Below are 19,062 nucleotides of genomic sequence, written 5' to 3' on the forward strand. Positions count from 1 at the left end.
TTCTGCATAATCTCTTATTTAAATCCGGCTCAGGCCGGATTTTTCTGTTTACAGACCTTTTACAAATAACATTTTTAATGTAATCTTGTAACTCAATAACCTAAACCGTTTTTATGTTTGACCGTAGAAAATTCATTAAATGTTCCGCATTATCAGCCTCGCTTATGGCCATTGATAAAAGCGGAATGGCTAACATTCTTCCTTCTGCTCCTGTTGTTGCCGGAAAACCAATTGTCATTTCTACCTGGGATTTTGGGATTGCCGCTAACCATGCCGCCTGGGAAGTATTATCAACTGGTGGCCGCGCAGTTGACGCTGTAGAAAAAGGCGTACAAGTTCCGGAAGCAGATCCCAAAAACCAGAGTGTAGGTTATGGCGGCTTACCAGACAGGGATGGAAAAGTAACCTTAGATGCCTGTATTATGGACGATTTGGGTAATTGCGGTTCAGTAGCTGCCCTTGAACATATTATGCACCCTATTGCTGTTGCAAGGCTGGTGATGGAAAAAACGCCGCATGTAATGCTTGCAGGTGATGGAGCTTTACAATTTGCACTGGAAAATGGCTTCCAGAAAATAAACCTGCTCACACCAGAAAGTGAAAAAGCATGGAAGGAATGGCTTAAAACTGCAAAGTATGAGCCGATCATGAATATTGAAAATAAATTATACGATAAAGCATCCCCAACCAGGTTACCAGGAAATCAATACAACCATGATACTATAGGAATGCTCGCGCTTGATGCGAATGGTAATTTATCGGGCGCTTGTACCACGAGTGGAATGGCTTTTAAATTGCATGGACGGGTAGGTGACAGCCCTATTATTGGTGCAGGTCTGTATGTAGACAATGAAGTTGGCGGAGCGACTTCGACCGGTGTTGGTGAAGAAGTGATCCGTAATGTAGGCAGTTTTCTTGTCGTGGAATTAATGCGTCAGGGTTATCCACCAGAAGAGGCTTGTAAAGAAGCAGTAATGCGCATCATTAAAAAGAAACCGGCAAAAGCTAAAGAAATCCAGGTAGGTTTCCTGGCCTTGAATAAAAAGGGACAATATGGGGCCTATGCAATTCAAAAGGGATTCAGCTATGCGGTTTGTAACACAGCAAAGAAAGACCTGTTAATTCCTGGAAAAAGTTACTATTAAAATTGACTGCTATGATTGAAATGGAAGTTTGCGCCAACTCTGTAAGCTCTGCATTGGAGGCACAACTTGGAGGCGCAAAACGGGTAGAATTATGTGCAAGCCTGACTGAAGGTGGAACTACGCCCAGCTACGCTGAAATTAAACTGGCCAGACAACTCCTGACTATTGAAGTTTTTCCGATCATCAGACCACGCGGAGGCGACTTCCTGTATTCAGATCTGGAGTTTGAACTTATGAAGGAGGATATAAAAATATGTAAAACGCTGCAATGTGAGGGTATCGTCACTGGTATCCTGACTGCAGAAGGCAAGATAGATAAAGTACGTTGTGCGGAGCTGATTGAACTCGCAAAGCCGATGCAGGTTTCTTTCCACCGGGCATTTGATATGGTTATTGATATGGAAGAAGCTTTAGAAGATCTGATTTCACTCGGCGTGATCCGTGTGCTGACTTCGGGAGGTAAAGCAACAGCACTGGATGGTTCGGAGAAATTAGCCGGGCTGATCAAACAGGCAGCCGGCAGAATTACGATTATGCCTGGTGCTGGTGTCAGCAGTTCAAATATTAAACAACTGATTTTTAAAACCGGGGCAAAAGAATTTCATGCTTCAGCCAGAAAAAACCAGGCAAGTAAAATGTTATTCAGGAACAGCGAATTAAGTATGGGAAATGATGCAGATGAATATAGTTCTTCTTTTACAGACGCAGAACTGGTCAAAAAATTACTGGAACTGGCAAACAGTGCGGAATAATCAAGCTAATATTCTATATTTGCGGCACTGATGAAGCACATACGTAATTTTTGCATAATTGCACACATTGACCACGGTAAAAGTACCCTGGCCGACCGTTTACTTGAATACACGAATACCATCACCCAGAGAGAGTCGCAGGCTCAGTTACTGGATGACATGGATTTGGAGCGTGAACGCGGTATTACCATTAAAAGTCATGCTATCCAAATGGACTATATCCAGGATGGACAACCTTATATATTAAACTTAATCGACACTCCCGGACATGTGGATTTCTCTTATGAGGTTTCCCGCTCAATTGCTGCCTGCGAGGGTGCATTATTGATCGTAGATGCTTCACAGGGAATTCAGGCCCAAACGATTTCCAACCTTTATTTAGCATTGGAGCATGATTTAGAAATCATCCCTATTTTAAATAAAATGGACTTGCCAGGCGCCATGCCAGAAGAGGTAAAAGATCAGATTATTGAGCTGATTGGCTGCAAAAGAGAAGAGATCATCCCTGCTTCGGGAAAAACAGGTCAGGGTGTTCACGATATACTTCGTGCGATCGTTGAACGTGTACCTGCACCTAAGGGAAATCCTGAAGGTGAATTACAAGCATTGATCTTTGACTCCGTATTTGATTCATTCCGTGGTATTGTAGCTTATTTCAAAGTATTAAACGGAGAAATCCGTAAAAAAGACAAAGTGAAATTTGTAGCTACCGGCAAGGAATATATTGCAGAGGAAGTAGGTACTTTAAAATTAAAACAATCTCCTAAAGATGTCATCAAAACTGGTGATGTGGGTTATATCATTTCTGGTATTAAAGAAGCCAGAGAGGTAAAAGTAGGTGATACAATTACCCATAAAGACAGACCAAGTTCTGAACCGATCAAAGGTTTTGAAGAGGTTAAGCCAATGGTATTTGCCGGTATTTACCCGGTAGACACGGATGAGTTTGAAGACTTAAGGGAAGCCATGCATAAATTGCAGCTGAATGATGCTTCTATCGTATTTGAACCTGAATCTTCAGCAGCATTAGGCTTTGGTTTCCGTTGCGGATTCCTGGGCATGTTACACATGGAGATCATCCAGGAGCGTTTAGAGCGTGAATTTGACATGACAGTAATTACTACTGTTCCCAACGTGTCTTATCAGGCGATGACTACCAAAGGTGAGCTGATCATTGTCAATAATCCATCGGATCTTCCTGATCCAAGTAAAATGGAGTATGTAGAAGAACCTTATATCAAAGCAAATATCATTACCAAATCTGAGTTTGTTGGCCCGGTAATGTCTCTTTGTATTCAGAAAAGAGGAATTATCGTCAATCAGTCTTACCTGACTTCAGACCGTGTGGAACTTGTTTTTGAGATTCCTATGGGAGAAATTGTATTTGATTTTTATGATCGTTTGAAAACTATCTCCAAGGGATACGCTTCTTTTGATTATCATCAGATCGGTTACCGTAAGTCTGATCTGGTTAGATTGGATATTCTTTTAAATGCAGAACCGGTTGATGCTTTATCTTCGTTAATTCACCGCAGTAATTCTTACGATTTTGGAAAAAGAATCTGTGAGAAACTGAGAGAATTAATTCCGCGTCAGCAGTTCGAAATTATTATCCAGGCTTCTATTGGTGCTAAAATTATCGCCAGAGAAACGGTAAAAGCTTTACGTAAAGATGTAACTGCTAAATGTTACGGTGGTGATATTTCACGTAAGCGTAAACTGTTGGAGAAACAGAAAAAAGGTAAAAAACGTATGCGCCAGGTAGGTAATGTGGAAATTCCACAAACTGCATTTATGGCTGTACTTAAATTAGATTAATCGTTTAACATACAAAACATAACGCTTGATATGCAGTTACTGGACGGAAAATTCGCATCAGAGAAGATTAAATTAGAAATAGCAGCAGAAGCGGCTGATTTTTTAGCACAAAGCGGACGTAAACCTCATTTACTAGCCATATTGGTTGGTAATGATGGCGGAAGTGAGACTTATGTGGCCAGCAAGATGAAAAACTGCGAAAAAGTAGGCTTTCAATCTTCGCTGATCAGATATGATACAGAGGTAACTGAAAAAGAGTTACTTCAAAAAATTCAGGAGATCAATAGTGATGCAGGCGTAGATGGACTGATTGTTCAGCTTCCGCTTCCAAAACACATTGATCCGGAGAAAGTTACTGAAGCAATAGATCATCGTAAAGATGTAGATGGGTTTCACCCGGTAAATTTAGGCCGTATGATGCGTAATCTGCCTTGTTTCATTCCTGCTACTCCTTATGGAATTTTACTTTTACTAAAAGCTTACGGAATTGATACCGCGGGAAAACATTGTGTAGTTGTAGGACGAAGCAATATTGTAGGTAGTCCGATGAGTATTTTAATGGCCCGGAATGCAAATCCGGGAAATTGTACCGTGACACTTACGCATAGCAAAACTACAAATCTGAAAGAGATTGCTTTGCAGGCAGATATTATTATTGCTGCTATCGGTAAAAAGAATTTTGTGACTGCAGATATGGTTAAACCTGGTGCGATCATTATTGATGTAGGTATTAACAGAGAAACTTCTGAGACGACCAGGTCTGGCTATAAATTATATGGTGATGTTGATTTTGAGAACGTAGCGCCTTTAGCTTCATGGATTACACCTGTTCCGGGTGGAGTTGGTTTGATGACTATTGTTGGCTTGCTTAAAAACACATTGGCTTCAGCTAAAAAAGAAATCTATTCTTAAGCGGGAATACTAACGTTATTATTGATCAAAACGGCTTGTAGAAATACAGGCCGTTTTCTTTTAAACTTATTTTTTGCCAAAAAACCGGCTGAACAGGCTTTGTTTAAACCCGGCATATAAACCATCGGGTTCTTCTTTTACGGGGTATAAATCTATGTAATCCCCTTGTCCCTCTGCTCCTCTTCCGGTTGACAAATCATAAGCATACCGATGGATCGGGCAGATCAATTTTCCATGTTCACACCATCCGCCACTCAGAATACCACCGGCATGCGGACAAGAGTTTTGCACCAGGTGAATTTCGTTCTGATGTCTGAGCAAACACAATTTTTTACCCGCCACACTAATCTGCCGGATGAAATCTCCAGCTGGAATTTCTTCCTCAATTTTATACCAGCGTAAATCAGCCATTGTTACGGCACTTATTCATAGATTAGTCATTTAAATGCGGTCAATATACATATATTCCTATTTTACAGCCATATTTATTTAACTTTGCCAATTGATATATGGCACATAATATTCCAGCAGACGGCACATTGCTTCCATTAATGGAAGAGTTTTACACAATTCAGGGTGAAGGTTTTAACACAGGCAAAGCTGCCTATTTTATTCGTCTTGGAGGTTGCGATGTGGGTTGTCACTGGTGTGATGTGAAAGAAAGCTGGGATGCTGAACTTCACCCCTTAACTTCAGCTGATGCTATTGCTGAAAAAGCAGATACATTTCCTGGTAAAGCAGTAGTAATCACAGGAGGTGAACCATTGATCTATAACATGGATTACCTGACAAAAAAACTTCAGGAAAAGAACATCCTTACTTTTATTGAGACTTCAGGAGCTTATCCATTGTCAGGCAGCTGGGACTGGATCTGTTTATCTCCAAAAAAGTTCAAAGCACCGCGTCCGGACATTACTCCTTTCGCCAATGAATTGAAAGTGATTGTTTTCAATAAGAGTGATTTTGAATGGGCTGAGAAATATGCAGAAACTGTATCTCCTTCCTGCAAACTTTATCTTCAGCCGGAATGGTCTAAATCAAAAGAAATTACGCCAATGATTATAGATTATGTGATGGCTAATCCTAAATGGGAAATCTCCTTACAAACACATAAATACTTAAACATTCCTTAGACAGATTATTCCTTTTTTTTATTAAGTTTATACGGCTCTCCATGCCCGTTTTAATAGAAAAAACATGAGGAAGATTACTATAGTATTTTTTTATCTGTTATTGATCAGCAGTACTTTTGTCCGGGCACAGGAGTCTGCTGTAAAAAAAGCACAGCAGAATTTCGAATACGCACAAAAGTCACTATTAGCCAAAGATTATAGTGGTGCGGCTCAGTTTTTAGAAGATGCAGTTGCAGCAGATCCTTCTTTTCAATTTGCTTTTGTTCAACTGGCTGATATTTACAAACTGAGAAAGTCTTTTGAAAAGGCCAGGTCTAATTATTTAAAAGCGATTGAAATTCAAACAGTCCCGTTAGCGGCGAGAGTTTATTATTCTTTGGGGGAAGCAGAACTGAATAGCGGACAATACGCTGATGCGGGGAAACACTTTTCGTTATTCAAAACTACCTATAAAGGCAAAGATCAGGAAATGGTACTAAAAGCAGAAAAGTATATCCGGGATTGTAATTTTGCCGCGGTTGCCATTCAGAAACCTGAAAAATATATCCCCATAAATTTAGGCCCCGCAATAAATACCAAAGACAGAGAATATTTACCTGCACTGACCGCAGATGGCTCAACATTAATTTTTAGCCGTACAGCAGACGGAAATGAAGATTTTTACATCTCCCGTAAAGTGAATAAAGAATGGAAAACGGCAATTCCGCTAAGTGATAAAATTAATACGAGATTCAATGAAGGTGCCCAATCTATTTCTCCAGATGGAATGTACCTGTTTTTTACTGGCTGCAACCGCCCGGATGGATTTGGAAGTTGCGATTTGTATGTGAGCCATAAAAACGGAAACCAGTGGGACACCCCTTTTAACCTGGGGTCTGTAGTCAATTCCTCCTCCTGGGATTCTCAGCCCGCAGTAACTCCTGATGGAAATACACTTTATTTTGTAAGTAACCGCCCCGGAGGGATCGGTGGATATGATATTTGGAAAACCACTTTAAATGGTGAAGGAGAATGGAGTAAACCCGTAAACCTTGGGCCGGATATCAATACGATTTATGACGAAAATACACCATTTATACATCCTGATGGAAAAACCTTATACTTCTCTTCCAATGGATGGCCGGGTATGGGAAGCATGGATATTTTTTACAGCCGTGCACAAGCAGATGGAAAATGGGGTAAGCCTGTAAACATTGGCTATCCTATCAATACCTTTAATGAAGAGAGTGGATTAATGGTCAGCCCGGATGGAACTGAGGGATATTTCTCTTCCATAATAAGGGACGGTCTGGGAGATATGGATATTTACAGATTTAAATTACCAGAAGCCGCCAAACCACTACCCATTACTTATGTTAAAGGTATTGTCAGAGATAAAGAGACCCGTGGTTTTCTGGAAGCCAAAGTACAAGTGGTAAATCTGAAAACAAAAGAGACTAAATTCAATGACTTTACCTCGAAAGACAATGGTGAATTCCTGGCTGTTATGCCGCTCGGCAGTACTTATGCTTTTAACGCAATAGCTGATGGCTACCTGTTTTATTCTGAAAATTTTGAACTGAATCAGGCAAAACCCGGTCAGCCTTATGTATTGGAAATTTATCTTGAAAAACTTAAACCCGGTGCAAATGTGGTTTTAAAGAATATATTTTTCGACACCAATAAATCGGAGCTGCTTCCACCATCAATTACAGAATTAACAAATCTTTTGCAATTGCTGCAGGCTAATACTTCTGTAAAGATTGAGATCCAGGGACACACTGACAATGAAGGGAATGCAGAAGCAAATCAGGCCTTATCTGTACAGCGCTCCAAAGCAGTTTACGATTATCTGATTACAAATAAAGTAAATCCACAGCGCCTGACATTCAAAGGATTTGGTGCTACTAAACCAATTTCATCAAATGATACCCCCGCTGGTCGTCAGCAAAATCGCAGAACGTCATTCATTATTACCAGTATATAAAAAAGAGGCTGCTCATTGATTAAATGAACAGCCTCTCCTCTATTTAAATACAGTAATACTAAACTACCGCTTTTCTAATTTTAATTAACTTCACTAATAACTGCTCTAATAAATCCAGATGAAGCATATTCGCACCATCAGATTTTGCATGAGCCGGATCAGGATGTGTCTCAATGAACAACCCATCAGCTCCAACAGCAATTGCTGCCTTCGCAATAGTCTCAATTAACTCAGGTTTCCCCCCCGTTACACCAGAACTTTGATTGGGCTGCTGTAAAGAATGCGTAACATCCATCACTACAGGAACACCAAAAGACTGCATTTCCGGTAAACCACGATAGTCAACAATTAAGTCCTGATAACCGAAAGTATTTCCTCTATCGGTCAATATAACCCTTTTATTGCCAGCCTCATAAATCTTCTCTACTGCAAATCTCATGGAGCCCGCAGAAAGGAACTGACCTTTCTTTACATTGACAACTTTCCCTGTTTGTGCAGCAGCAATCAGCAGATCCGTTTGTCTGCATAAAAATGCAGGGATCTGTAATACATCTACATAAGCAGCGGCCATTGCAGCCTCAGCACTTTCGTGAATATCAGTTACCGTTGGCACACCAAAAGTCTTTCCAACCTTTTCTAAGATCTTCAATGCTTTCTCATCACCAATACCTGTAAAAGAATCACCTTTAGAGCGGTTTGCTTTTCTGTAAGAACCTTTAAAAATAAAAGGGATTTCTAACCGATCAGTTAGGGTTACAATTCTTTCCGCAATTCTCATTGCGATTTCTTCCCCTTCAATTGCACAGGGGCCGGCCATCAAAAAGAAATTACCGGAAGTCGTATGTTTTAATTTATCTAATTCAAAATTGACCATGCTGTAGCTTAATTTCCAAGTTCTGACATGAACTTGATTCTCATTAATTGTATCTCTTCACGCGTATAATCCGTCTCTCCCAAATCTTTCAAAGCTTCATCAATTGAATCATTGTCAGCCGCGCGGAAATAATCAAATACTTCGTCCTGACGATCATCATCCAGCATTTCATCTACAAAATAGTTCAGGTTCAGCTTCGTTCCGGAGTTTACAATGGCTTCAATCTCTTTCAGGATTTCACTATAAGTGATTCCTTTAGATTTTGCAATATCTTCCAGTCCGATCTGTCTGTCTACATTTTGTATAATGGAAACCTTTAATTGTGATTTATTTGCCTGTGTTTTAATAATTAAATCTATAGGGCGCTCAATATCATTGTCTGTCACATATTTTTTGATCAGTTCAAGAAAAGGCGTACCAAATTTCATGGCTTTACCATTTCCAACACCCGAAATCTGTTTCAGCTCATCCATTGCAATCGGATAATGGGTACACATTTCTTCCAGTGAAGGATCCTGGAAAACGACGAAAGGAGGAACATTTTTCTGTTTCGCGATCTTCTTTCTCAGATCTTTCAGCAATAAAAGCAATTGCGTATCCAGTGTTCCGCTACCATGTTTTACATCATCTTCATCATCATCTGCTGAACTTTCAATAGGCACATTCAGAATGAATTTAAGACTATAAGGGTTTTTGATAAAATCATTTCCCGAATTGGTCAGCCTTAATAAACCATAGTTATCAATATCTTTTGATAAGAAGTTATTCAGTACCGCCTGCCTGATTAAAGATTTCCAAAGATTTTCACCTTCTACTTTACCCAGTCCAAACTCCTGCAATTTGCTATGCTCATAAGCGATAGTCTGTGCGGTTTCCATCCCTAATAAAACGCATAGGATATGTGCATCATCAAACTTCTCCCCTATATTTTTAATCAGCGTCAGTGCAACCTTTAAGTGCTCTTCTGCTTCAAAATATGTTTTAGGCTTTTTACAGTTATCACACATACAGTTACAGCCTGTCTCATTGAAGTTCTCTCCAAAATAGTGCAAAATCTGTTTTCTGCGGCATACGCCTGATTCAGCGTAATCAATAACTTCTTTTAAAATCTGCGTACCAATTTCACGTTCGGCCACCGGCTTATCTTTCATGAATTTAGCCAGTTTATCTACATCCTTTTGTACATAAAAAGCAATACAAACACCTTCTCCGCCATCACGTCCGGCTCTTCCGGTTTCCTGATAATAGCCTTCCATACTCTTAGGAATATCGTGGTGAATAACAAAACGCACATCAGGCTTGTCAATACCCATCCCGAAGGCTATGGTAGCGACAATAACCTCCACATCTTCCATCAGGAATTTGTCTTGTGTATCTGCTCTGACTTTAGGCTCTAATCCGGCATGGTAAGGCAAAGCCTTGATCCCATTCAGATTTAATGCTTCAGCAACTTCTTCCACCTTTTTTCTGCTCAGACAGTAAATGATACCGGATTTACCTGTATTGTATTTAATGTACCTGATGATTTCTTTGATGACATCCCTTTTAGGACGTATTTCATAAAATAAGTTGGGCCTGTTAAACGAGGATTTAAATAAGGTAGCATCAGCCATCTGCAGGTTTTTAATAATATCCTGCTGCACTTTAGGTGTTGCCGTTGCAGTTAATGCAATAATCGGGATGTCTGGTCCCAGGCCGCTGATCACCTGGCGGATTCTCCGGTACTCCGGACGAAAATCATGTCCCCATTCTGAAATACAATGAGCTTCATCAACCGCAACAAAAGAGATCGTAATAAGCTTCAGAAATTCAATATTATCCGGCTTGGACAATGATTCTGGTGCTACGTATAATAATTTAGTCTGACCACTCAGCAAATCGCTTTTTACCTGGGCAATTTCCGATTTATTTAAAGACGAATTCAGGAAGTGCGCAATACTGTCACTTCCGCCAAAAGCTCTCAGCTGATCCACCTGATTTTTCATCAGCGCAATAAGCGGTGAGATCACGATGGCAGTACCTTCTGACATTAAAGCTGGTAATTGATAACAGATAGATTTCCCCCCACCCGTTGGCATAATTACAAACGTATTTTTCCGCTCAAGAACATTGGTAATAATTGATTCCTGATCCCCCTTAAAATTATCGAAACCAAAAAAGGTTTGTAAGTTGTCAAACAACGACTTTTTCACATCCATTTTGTGTATAAAATATTCAGTGCTATTTTTGATTCAAAATAACATAATTTTGCACCAATTAAAGCATCAATATACTAAATAATTCTCTTTGAAAAGTAAAAAATCTATTATCACAGCGGGGATCAACACTTTACAAGCGGAAGCGCAGGCTATACTTGGGCTGGTAAAACATATAAACGACGATTTTGCAACGATTGTAGAGCGAATTATCGCCGGAAACGGCCGTGTAATTGTTACAGGAATCGGCAAAAGCGCCATTATTGCGCAGAAAATTGTTGCTACATTGAATTCTACAGGCACTCCATCAAGCTATATGCATGCTTCAGATGCAGTGCATGGAGACCTTGGAATGATACAGAAAACAGACATCGTAATCTGCATTTCCAAGAGTGGAAATACGCCCGAAATCAAGGTCCTTGCCCCTTTGCTAAAACAGTGCGGAGCTTTGCTGATCGGGATGGTCGGACAACTCGAATCTGAGCTTGCCAGGCATGCAGATCTGATTCTCAATACGACCGTAGCAAAGGAAGCTTGTCCAAATAATCTCGCCCCTACCACCAGTACTACCGCACAGCTGGCTATGGGAGATGCGCTCGCAGTAAGTTTGCTTTTAGCCAGAGAATTCAGTGCACAGGATTTTGCCCGCTTTCATCCTGGCGGATCTTTAGGAAAAAAGTTGTATCTTAAAGTTTCTGATCTGGCAGAACGCAATGCTAAACCAAGTATTCTGGCTGATGCTGCTGTAAAAGATGTTATAATTGCAATTAGTAAAAACCGTTTAGGGGCAGTCGTTGTTGTTGATGGTAGCCAAATAATTGGTATCATTACAGATGGTGATATCAGAAGAATGCTTGAAAAATATTCAGACCTGACAGACCTGACAGCAAAAGACATTATGAACAGCAATCCTAAAATGATAGATAAAGATACTTTAGCAGTAACCGCATTCGAGCTGATCAGGCAATCTAATATTACACAATTATTAATTACCGATACCAATGGTTACTTTGGTATTGTACATTTGCACGACCTTCTTCATGAAGGTTTATTATAGTTTAATCCTAATATGAACAAAGATAATTACGCCCTAATTATGGCCGGTGGCGTTGGCAGCCGTTTTTGGCCTGTAAGCAGAATCGAACATCCGAAACAGTTTATTGATTTTTTTGGTGTAGGAAAAACACTTATTCAAAGTACATATGACCGTTTTTTAAAGATATGTCCGCCAGAAAATATTTTCATTGTCACCAATGAAATTTATATGGATAAGGTAAAATCACAATTACCGGATCTTCCGGATAATCAGATTCTCGCTGAACCTATCATGAGAAATACCGCTCCTTGTATTGCTTATGGTTCTATGAAGATTGCCGAAATCAATCCCGATGCGACTATTGTTGTAGCCCCGTCTGACCATACAATCTCCAATCTGGACGCATTTATAGCCGCTATAGAGCAATCTTTAAAGGCTGCAAAGGAAAACAACTGCCTGATCACTTTAGGGATCAAGCCAAGCCGCCCTGACACTGGTTATGGATACATACAATATGTAGAAACCACCTTACCTACAGATCCACAATTCAACAAAGTAAAAATATTCACAGAGAAGCCCAATCTGGAACTGGCTAAATCATTTATACAAAGCGGTGATTTTTTATGGAACGCGGGTATTTTCATCTGGTCTGCAAAAGCCATCAATGATGCCTTCAGCAAACATTTACCGGATATGTATGATATTTTCCACCTGGGTGCTTCTTTGTACAATACACCAGAAGAAAAAGCATTTATTGGCAATGCCTATTTACAATGCACCAATATTTCGATAGACTTCGCAATTATGGAAAAAGCCGATAATGTTTATGTCCTGCCTGCCGATTTCGGATGGTCAGACCTTGGCACCTGGGCTTCTATTTACGATATGGCAGAAAAAGATTATGTAGGTAATGCAGTTATCCCTTCTGAGCAGGTGATGATGTTCAACTCCTCGAACTGCATGGTCAATGTACCTGAGGACAAACTGGTTATCCTTCAGGGCTTACATGACTATATTGTAGTGGAATCCAACAATACACTGTTGATTTGTCCCAGATCTGAAGAACAGAGCGTGAAACAAATCGTAGCAGATGTAAAGTCTAATTTTGGACAGAAATTTATCTAGAACCTGTAAATAACAGGTTCTTAACTATTACCGCGCTGTCTGATCGCTTCATACAGGATAACACCGGTAGAAACCGAAACATTTAGTGAACCGATCTCTCCAAACATAGGGATCTTCGCTAAATGGTTAGCCATCCGCATAATATCATTTGATATTCCTTCATCCTCCGCTCCCATTACAATGGCAGTAGGTGCGGTATAATCCGGCGCATAAATTAAATCATTTGTTTTTTCAGTACAGGCAACAATCTGCAAGCCGCATTCCTGCAGGAACAAAGCGGTTTTGTGTAAATTTTGCTGACGGCAAACAGGAATGGTAAATAATGCACCTGCTGAAGTTTTAATTGCATCTGCATTGATCTGCGCAGAATTTTTTGCCGGTACAACAATCGCATGTACACCAGTACAAGCAGCCGTTCTGGCAATAGCACCCATATTTCTTACGTCAGTAATTCCATCCAGGATCAGGATTAAAGGAACTTCTCCCTTTTCATAAATCAATGGAATGATATCTTCTATTTTCTGAAAAGTAATCGCAGAAATTACAGCAACCACACCCTGGTGGTTCTTTTGCGTCATTCTGTTTAACTTTTCTACAGGAACATTGTGTACAGGAATATCAGTATCTCTCAGCAAGCCTTTTAGTTCAGGAATGATTTCTCCTGTAAGACCGCGTTGCATGTAAATGCTTTCTATATCTTTTCCAGCTTTAATTGCTTCTATTACAGCACGTATACCAAAAACAAACTCGTTATTTTCTTTAGGCCTGGGTGACCTTCTAAAGTTTTCCATTAATTCTATTTTACCTGCAAAAATAGCTGAAATAATGAGAACTGAGGAATTGAATTTTCATCGGTTAGCTATTGCTTCCAGCAGTCATGAAGCTTGCCTGAAAATCATGCAGGTTTTCTGCTCTGATACACAGCTCCTTATCAACAAGATTCTGTTAGTAAATAGCAGAATTTTTATTAGTTGCGCAAAAAACTATGATATCCAGGTGTTAGAATGTTCATAAAGAAATCTTTACAGGAGTAAATTTTTCGCTATTTTTGGGGCTATGAATACGGATAACGGAACACAAGGTCAGGACAGGCAGAACTTTACCTCTTCCAGAAAAAACAGAGTCGGTACCCCCATGAGTAATATGGGTAAAATACCCCCGCAAGCGATAGATTTAGAAGAGGCGGTGCTCGGTGCACTGATGCTTGAAAAAGATGCGCTTTCTACTGTTATCGATATTCTGAAACCTGATGTTTTTTACGCAGAAGCACATAAAAAGATATTTGAAGCCATCGCTATTTTATTTCAGAAATCTAAACCTGTAGATATTTTAACCGTGACCTCCGAACTCAGAACATTGGGTACGCTGGAAATGGTTGGTGGAGCATATTATATCACTAACCTGACTAACCGTGTTGCTTCAGCAGCAAATATTGAATACCACGCCCGTATTATTTCACAAAAATACATTCAGCGTGAACTGATCAGGATTTCATCCGAGATTATTCAAAACGCTTACGAGGATACAACAGATATATTCGACCTGCTGGACAACGCAGAGAAAGGTCTTTTTGATATCGCTCAGAATAACCTGCGCAGAGATACTCAGAAAATGGATGAGATTATTAAACAATCTCTGGCTACGCTTGAAGAATTAAGAACAAAGTCTGACGGGTTAACAGGTGTCCCATCTGGTTTTACAGCACTTGACCGGATTACCGGCGGCTGGCAGCCTTCAGATCTGGTCATCATCGCTGCACGTCCGGCGATGGGAAAAACCGCTTTCGTACTAACCTGTGCCAGGAATGCAGCTGTTGAATTTAAACGTCCTGTAGTCGTATTCTCCCTGGAGATGTCTTCTGTACAGTTAGTGAATCGTTTAATATCCGGAGAAACAGAGATTGAACAGGAAAAAATCCGTAAAGGAAACTTAGCAGAATGGGAATGGCAGCAGTTACACAGTAAGATAGGTACGCTGACAGAAGCCCCGCTGTTAATTGATGACACCCCTGCCCTGAACATTTTTGAATTCAGAGCAAAATGCAGACGATTAAAATCACAATACGATATCCAGATGATCATCATCGATTATTTACAGTTGATGCATGGTAAAGGAGAAGGTCAAAGTGGTGGTGGTAACCGTGAACAGGAAATTGGTAGTATATCCAGAGCCCTGAAATCGGTAGCTAAAGAATTGAACGTTCCGGTTCTTGCCCTCTCGCAGTTAAGCCGTGCGGTGGAAACCAGGCCGGGAGTAAATGGTAAACGCCCACTGTTATCCGATTTGAGGGAATCCGGCTCTATTGAGCAGGATGCAGATATGGTACTCTTCCTTTATCGTCCTGAATATTATGGAATTACGGAAGATGAAAGCGGAAGATCTCAGGCTGGTGTTGGTGAAGTTATTATCGCAAAACACAGAAATGGTGAAACCGGTATTGTGCCGTTAAGATTTATCGGTAAGTATGTGAAGTTTACCGATCTTGAAGAAGACTTTATGCCACCGAACTCATTCTCTATGGACAGTCCGGCTGCCGGAATGCTGCCTTCAGCTGATTTTGACCGTCCTTCGGGTAATGTGATTATCAAGCCATCCCGTATGGATGATTTCAATGACGACGACGCCCCATTCTAAAATAAGGCCACCATTCTAAAATATAAATAAATATTACCGGGCTACATCAAGTAGCCCAGTAATATTCCTGCCAATACAATCAGCGGAGGGCTGATCCTGGTAAAGTTCAGGATCAGAAAAGTAACCGCAATGATTACAATCGATAATACATCAAAGCCAACAGGTTTTACCAGTAATACAAATGCGGCGATAATAAAGCCGGCACTCACCGCATTGATGCCGGACAAAGAATGTCTGATCCTGGTGATTTTCTTCAGATCTTCCCAGAACGGAACAATGAACAGGACCAGGATTAATCCCGGAAGGTTAATGCCCAGAACACCTACTATTCCGCCCATTACCTGTCCATAAATACTATAACCAAAATTCTTCATACTAATCGCCCCAAGGTAACTCGTAAAAGAAAAAGTTGGCCCCGGTAAAGCTTGTTGCAAAGCAAAACCAGATAAGAACTCAGAAGAACCCAGGTAATGCTTCATTTGTACAAATTCCGTAAACATCAGCGGAACTAATACCTGCCCGCCACCAAAAATAAAGATCCCGTTACGGTAAAAGTTTTCAAACAGTCTGATCGGCAAACTAAAAGGAGAAGTCCTGTTAATAATTGCACCCAGGGCAGCCAGGAACAACAATACGCCGAAAAAATAAGCTAGTTTTTTCGGGTTAATATTCGCAAATAACTTTACCCTGATTTCACTTTCCTCTTTTGGAGTCTCCAAAGCAGAAGAAATCATTCCGCCAACCAGGATAGCCAGCGGAAAAACATAGGCATTTCTTAATACTAAAGTCACAATAACAGCAGAAACCGCTAAGAAAACAGCCGTTTGTGTGACCAGTACTTTTCGGGAAAGCGTATATGCCCCGAAGGCAACAATCCCTAAAGCAATAGGCTGAATATACTTTAAGATCAATATAAACTTTACTTTATGATCAAGCTGTGCAAAACTAATGGCTGCAAAAGTCATGATTGCTGCCGATGGAATAATCCAGATCAGGAAAGTAATCAGCGCCAGCTTTAGCCCGCCAACCTTATGCGCAATCCCAACCAGTGTTTGTGTAGAAGCCGGCCCGGGTAAGATCTGTGCCAGTGCATTCAGTTCCAGCAAATCTTCTTCAGAAATGTAATGAGTTTGCTTCACAAAATACTTTAGCAAAAGAGAGATATGTGCCTGAGCACCACCAAATGCTGTAAATGTGAAAAGAAAGACATCTTTAACAAACAGGAGCTGTCGTTTTTCCATTCCTTTCATTAATCGTCCTCATAATCCAAACCTGCTGCCATGTTATAAGCCCCCTGCAACTCTGAGAAAGCATGTCCATCACCCTTTTCTCTCGCTCTTTTCATGCCGAGCTGATAAATTTCAACCGCCTTACCGGTCTGCTCCTGTTTTTGATATAATTTACCTAAATGATAATAAGTTCCAACATAGGACGGATGATCTTCTACTAATTTATGATAATAATAAAAGGCTTGTTCAGTATCATTTAACGAGTTATACTCTGTTGCCAGTGCGTATAAGATAAATGGATCATTAGGTTCTGTTGCCAAAAAAGATAATAACTTGTTTAATCGGGTACTTTGCATTTTAAATCCCTGCTTTTTTAATTAGATTTGCAAAAAGACATTTTTTTGAAATCGTTATATTTAGACACTGATAAAAACCAATAACAGTCAGATAATGGCTTCATCAATTTAAAAAACAACTTATTCATATGAAAATATTAGTTTGTATCAGTAACGTGCCCGACACAACGACAAAAATAACTTTTACTAATGATAATACCCAATTCAATACTGCGGGAGTTACGTTTATCGTGAACCCTTATGATGAAATTGCGTTATCAAGAGCGATTGAACTTTGTGCTGGTGGTAAAGGAACAGTAACAGTAATTAATGTTGGAGAAAGTGCTACTGAACCAACAATCAGAAAAGCATTGGCCATTGGTGCTGATGATGCTGTCAGAATTGATGCAGCTCCGCGTGATGCTTATTTCACAGCTTTTCAAATCGCTGAATATGCTAAAGAAGGTAATTTTGATATGATCCTTACCGGTCGTGAATCAATTGATTATAACGGCGCGCAGGTAGCTGCAATGGTAGGTGGCTTTTTAGATATCCCATCCATCTCTATTATTAAAAAATTAGACTATGACGGAACTACTGCAACTCTGGAAAGAGAAATTGAAGGTGGTAAAGAAGTAGTGACCGTAACTGGTAAATTTGTAGCCAGCTGTGCCGAAGGCGTAGCGGTTCCAACCATCCCAACCATGAGAGGTATTATGTCAGCAAGATCAAAACCATTAGTGGTCGTTGCTGCTCAGCCAATCGAAGAAGTAATTAAAGTAGTACAGTTTGAAACTCCTCCTGCCCGCGGAACCGTTAAATTGATTCCGGCAGAAGAAGCAGCTAACCTGATCAGCCTGCTGCATACCGAAGCTAAAGTAATCTAAGGTCTGTTTTAAAAAATTAATTATAAAAATCCAAGCGAAAAAATATGTCAGTTTTAGTATATGTAGAACAAGTCGATGGTAAATTTAAGAAATCCGTTTTTGAAGCGGTTTCTTATGCAAAAGCCATTGCAGATAAAACAGGGACTAGCCTTACCGCAGTATCTATTGGTAACGTTGCAGATAGCGAATTACAAGAATTAGGTAAATATGGTGCAGCCAAAGTATTAAACGTGGCGAGCGCAGAGTTAAAGAATTTCGTAAACCAGGCCTATGCCGCTGTAATTGCAGAAGCTGCTCAGAAAGAAGGTGCTGAAGTGATCGTACTTTCCAACTCATTTTCAGGAAAAGGCCTTGCACCACGTGTAGCTGTTAAATTAAAAGCAGGTTTAGTTGATGGTGCTGTAGAGCTTCCACAAGTAGATGGCGGAAAATTTTTAGTTAAAAAAGGTGCTTTCTCCGGAAAAGCATTTGCCGTGACTGAGCTGATTTCAGCAAACAAAGTAATCGCATTGAATCCAAATGCTTTCGGCGTTAAAGAATCACCGGTTACTGCAACAATCGAGGCTTTCTCTCCTGCTGTTCAGACTACTGATCTTGCAGCAATTGTTAAAGAAATTGTAAGGGCTACAGATAAAGTTTCTCTGCCTGACGCTGAACTGGTAGTTTCTGCAGGAAGAGGTCTTAAAGGACCAGAAAACTGGGGTATGATCGAAGAACTGGCTGGATTGTTAGGTGCAGCTACAGCTTGCTCTAAACCAGTTTCGGATGCAGACTGGAGACCACACTCAGAACACGTTGGTCAGACAGGTATTGCAATCAGTCCTAATTTGTATATTGCTATAGGTATATCAGGAGCTATCCAGCATTTAGCCGGAGTAAGTTCATCTAAAGTAATTGTAGTCATCAATAAAGATCCGGAAGCTCCTTTCTTTAAAGTTGCTGATTATGGAATCGTTGGAGATGCCTTTGAGGTTGTTCCTAAATTAATTGAGGCTCTAAAAGCACATCAAGCTTAATATCA

17 protein-coding genes are annotated in these 19,062 nt (G+C 40.2%); 11 read left to right on the plus strand and 6 right to left on the minus strand.

Annotation, left to right across the window (positions count from 1 at the left end):
* Positions 1–113: 113 nt before the first annotated feature.
* Genes AB3G38_RS05605 through AB3G38_RS05620 form a run of 4 tightly spaced genes read left to right on the plus strand, consistent with a single transcriptional unit; the run spans position 114 to position 4,627 of the window.
* Positions 114–1,145: a N(4)-(beta-N-acetylglucosaminyl)-L-asparaginase gene (locus AB3G38_RS05605; protein ID WP_367867514.1), complete on the plus strand. Its 1,032-nt coding sequence runs from the start codon at positions 114–116 to the stop codon at positions 1,143–1,145.
* Positions 1,146–1,156: 11 nt separating this feature from the next.
* Positions 1,157–1,897 (plus strand): copper homeostasis protein CutC, encoded by a 741-nt coding sequence (locus AB3G38_RS05610; RefSeq protein WP_367867515.1) that lies wholly within the window; start codon positions 1,157–1,159, stop codon positions 1,895–1,897.
* Positions 1,898–1,927: 30 nt separating this feature from the next.
* The gene (gene lepA / locus AB3G38_RS05615) at positions 1,928–3,715 is read left to right on the plus strand and encodes a translation elongation factor 4 (RefSeq protein WP_111635660.1); all 1,788 of its coding nucleotides are present in this window, start codon (positions 1,928–1,930) and stop codon (positions 3,713–3,715) included.
* A gap of 30 nt (positions 3,716–3,745) precedes the next feature.
* Positions 3,746–4,627 (plus strand): bifunctional 5,10-methylenetetrahydrofolate dehydrogenase/5,10-methenyltetrahydrofolate cyclohydrolase, encoded by an 882-nt coding sequence (locus AB3G38_RS05620; protein WP_367867516.1) that lies wholly within the window; start codon positions 3,746–3,748, stop codon positions 4,625–4,627.
* Positions 4,628–4,693: 66 nt separating this feature from the next.
* On the opposite strand, the gene AB3G38_RS05625 is transcribed toward AB3G38_RS05620, so the two are convergent.
* The gene (locus tag AB3G38_RS05625) at positions 4,694–5,038 is read right to left on the minus strand and encodes a Rieske (2Fe-2S) protein (protein WP_367867517.1); all 345 of its coding nucleotides are present in this window, start codon (positions 5,036–5,038) and stop codon (positions 4,694–4,696) included.
* A gap of 98 nt (positions 5,039–5,136) precedes the next feature.
* Between AB3G38_RS05625 and AB3G38_RS05630 the strand changes: the two genes are divergently transcribed.
* Complete coding sequence (locus AB3G38_RS05630) at positions 5,137–5,760, plus strand: 7-carboxy-7-deazaguanine synthase QueE (protein WP_367867518.1); 624 nt, start codon at positions 5,137–5,139, stop codon at positions 5,758–5,760.
* 64 nt (positions 5,761–5,824) lie between these two features.
* Positions 5,825–7,726: an OmpA family protein gene (locus AB3G38_RS05635; protein WP_367867519.1), complete on the plus strand. Its 1,902-nt coding sequence runs from the start codon at positions 5,825–5,827 to the stop codon at positions 7,724–7,726.
* A gap of 58 nt (positions 7,727–7,784) precedes the next feature.
* Here the strand turns inward: AB3G38_RS05635 and kdsA are convergent, their stop codons facing one another.
* Both kdsA and recQ read right to left on the minus strand, forming a co-directional pair.
* Positions 7,785–8,600 (minus strand): 3-deoxy-8-phosphooctulonate synthase, encoded by an 816-nt coding sequence (gene kdsA / locus AB3G38_RS05640; RefSeq protein WP_367867520.1) that lies wholly within the window; start codon positions 8,598–8,600, stop codon positions 7,785–7,787.
* Positions 8,601–8,608: 8 nt separating this feature from the next.
* Positions 8,609–10,798, minus strand: a complete 2,190-nt coding sequence (gene recQ, locus AB3G38_RS05645; protein WP_367867521.1) for a DNA helicase RecQ — start codon at positions 10,796–10,798, stop codon at positions 8,609–8,611.
* Between the two features lie 88 nt (positions 10,799–10,886).
* Here recQ and AB3G38_RS05650 point away from each other — a divergent pair, with 88 nt between their 5' ends.
* A complete protein-coding gene (locus tag AB3G38_RS05650) occupies positions 10,887–11,852 on the plus strand; it encodes an SIS domain-containing protein (RefSeq protein ID WP_367867522.1) in 966 nt (321 codons plus the stop codon).
* A gap of 12 nt (positions 11,853–11,864) precedes the next feature.
* Positions 11,865–12,956, plus strand: coding sequence for a mannose-1-phosphate guanylyltransferase (locus tag AB3G38_RS05655; protein WP_367867523.1), 1,092 nt, complete (start codon positions 11,865–11,867; stop codon positions 12,954–12,956).
* A 20-nt stretch (positions 12,957–12,976) separates the two neighbouring features.
* Here the strand turns inward: AB3G38_RS05655 and rlmB are convergent, their stop codons facing one another.
* The gene (gene rlmB, locus AB3G38_RS05660; protein WP_367867524.1) at positions 12,977–13,747 is read right to left on the minus strand and encodes a 23S rRNA (guanosine(2251)-2'-O)-methyltransferase RlmB; all 771 of its coding nucleotides are present in this window, start codon (positions 13,745–13,747) and stop codon (positions 12,977–12,979) included.
* A 265-nt stretch (positions 13,748–14,012) separates the two neighbouring features.
* Here rlmB and dnaB point away from each other — a divergent pair, with 265 nt between their 5' ends.
* Complete coding sequence (dnaB, locus tag AB3G38_RS05665) at positions 14,013–15,590, plus strand: replicative DNA helicase (RefSeq protein ID WP_367867525.1); 1,578 nt, start codon at positions 14,013–14,015, stop codon at positions 15,588–15,590.
* Positions 15,591–15,631: 41 nt separating this feature from the next.
* Here dnaB and chrA read toward each other — a convergent pair whose 3' ends face one another.
* Together chrA and AB3G38_RS05675 are read right to left on the minus strand one after the other, a co-directional pair.
* Complete coding sequence (chrA, locus tag AB3G38_RS05670) at positions 15,632–16,831, minus strand: chromate efflux transporter (RefSeq protein ID WP_367867526.1); 1,200 nt, start codon at positions 16,829–16,831, stop codon at positions 15,632–15,634.
* A gap of 8 nt (positions 16,832–16,839) precedes the next feature.
* Entirely contained in the window at positions 16,840–17,139 is a 300-nt protein-coding gene (locus AB3G38_RS05675) for a tetratricopeptide repeat protein (protein WP_367867527.1), read from the minus strand.
* A gap of 164 nt (positions 17,140–17,303) precedes the next feature.
* Between AB3G38_RS05675 and AB3G38_RS05680 the strand changes: the two genes are divergently transcribed.
* Both AB3G38_RS05680 and AB3G38_RS05685 read left to right on the plus strand, forming a co-directional pair.
* Positions 17,304–18,041 (plus strand): electron transfer flavoprotein beta subunit/FixA family protein, encoded by a 738-nt coding sequence (locus tag AB3G38_RS05680; protein ID WP_367867528.1) that lies wholly within the window; start codon positions 17,304–17,306, stop codon positions 18,039–18,041.
* A gap of 44 nt (positions 18,042–18,085) precedes the next feature.
* Complete coding sequence (locus AB3G38_RS05685) at positions 18,086–19,057, plus strand: electron transfer flavoprotein subunit alpha/FixB family protein (RefSeq protein WP_367867529.1); 972 nt, start codon at positions 18,086–18,088, stop codon at positions 19,055–19,057.
* Positions 19,058–19,062 lie beyond the last annotated feature (5 nt).

The organism is Pedobacter sp. WC2423, assembly GCF_040822065.1.
In the GTDB taxonomy this organism is placed as follows: Bacteria; Bacteroidota; Bacteroidia; order Sphingobacteriales; family Sphingobacteriaceae; genus Pedobacter.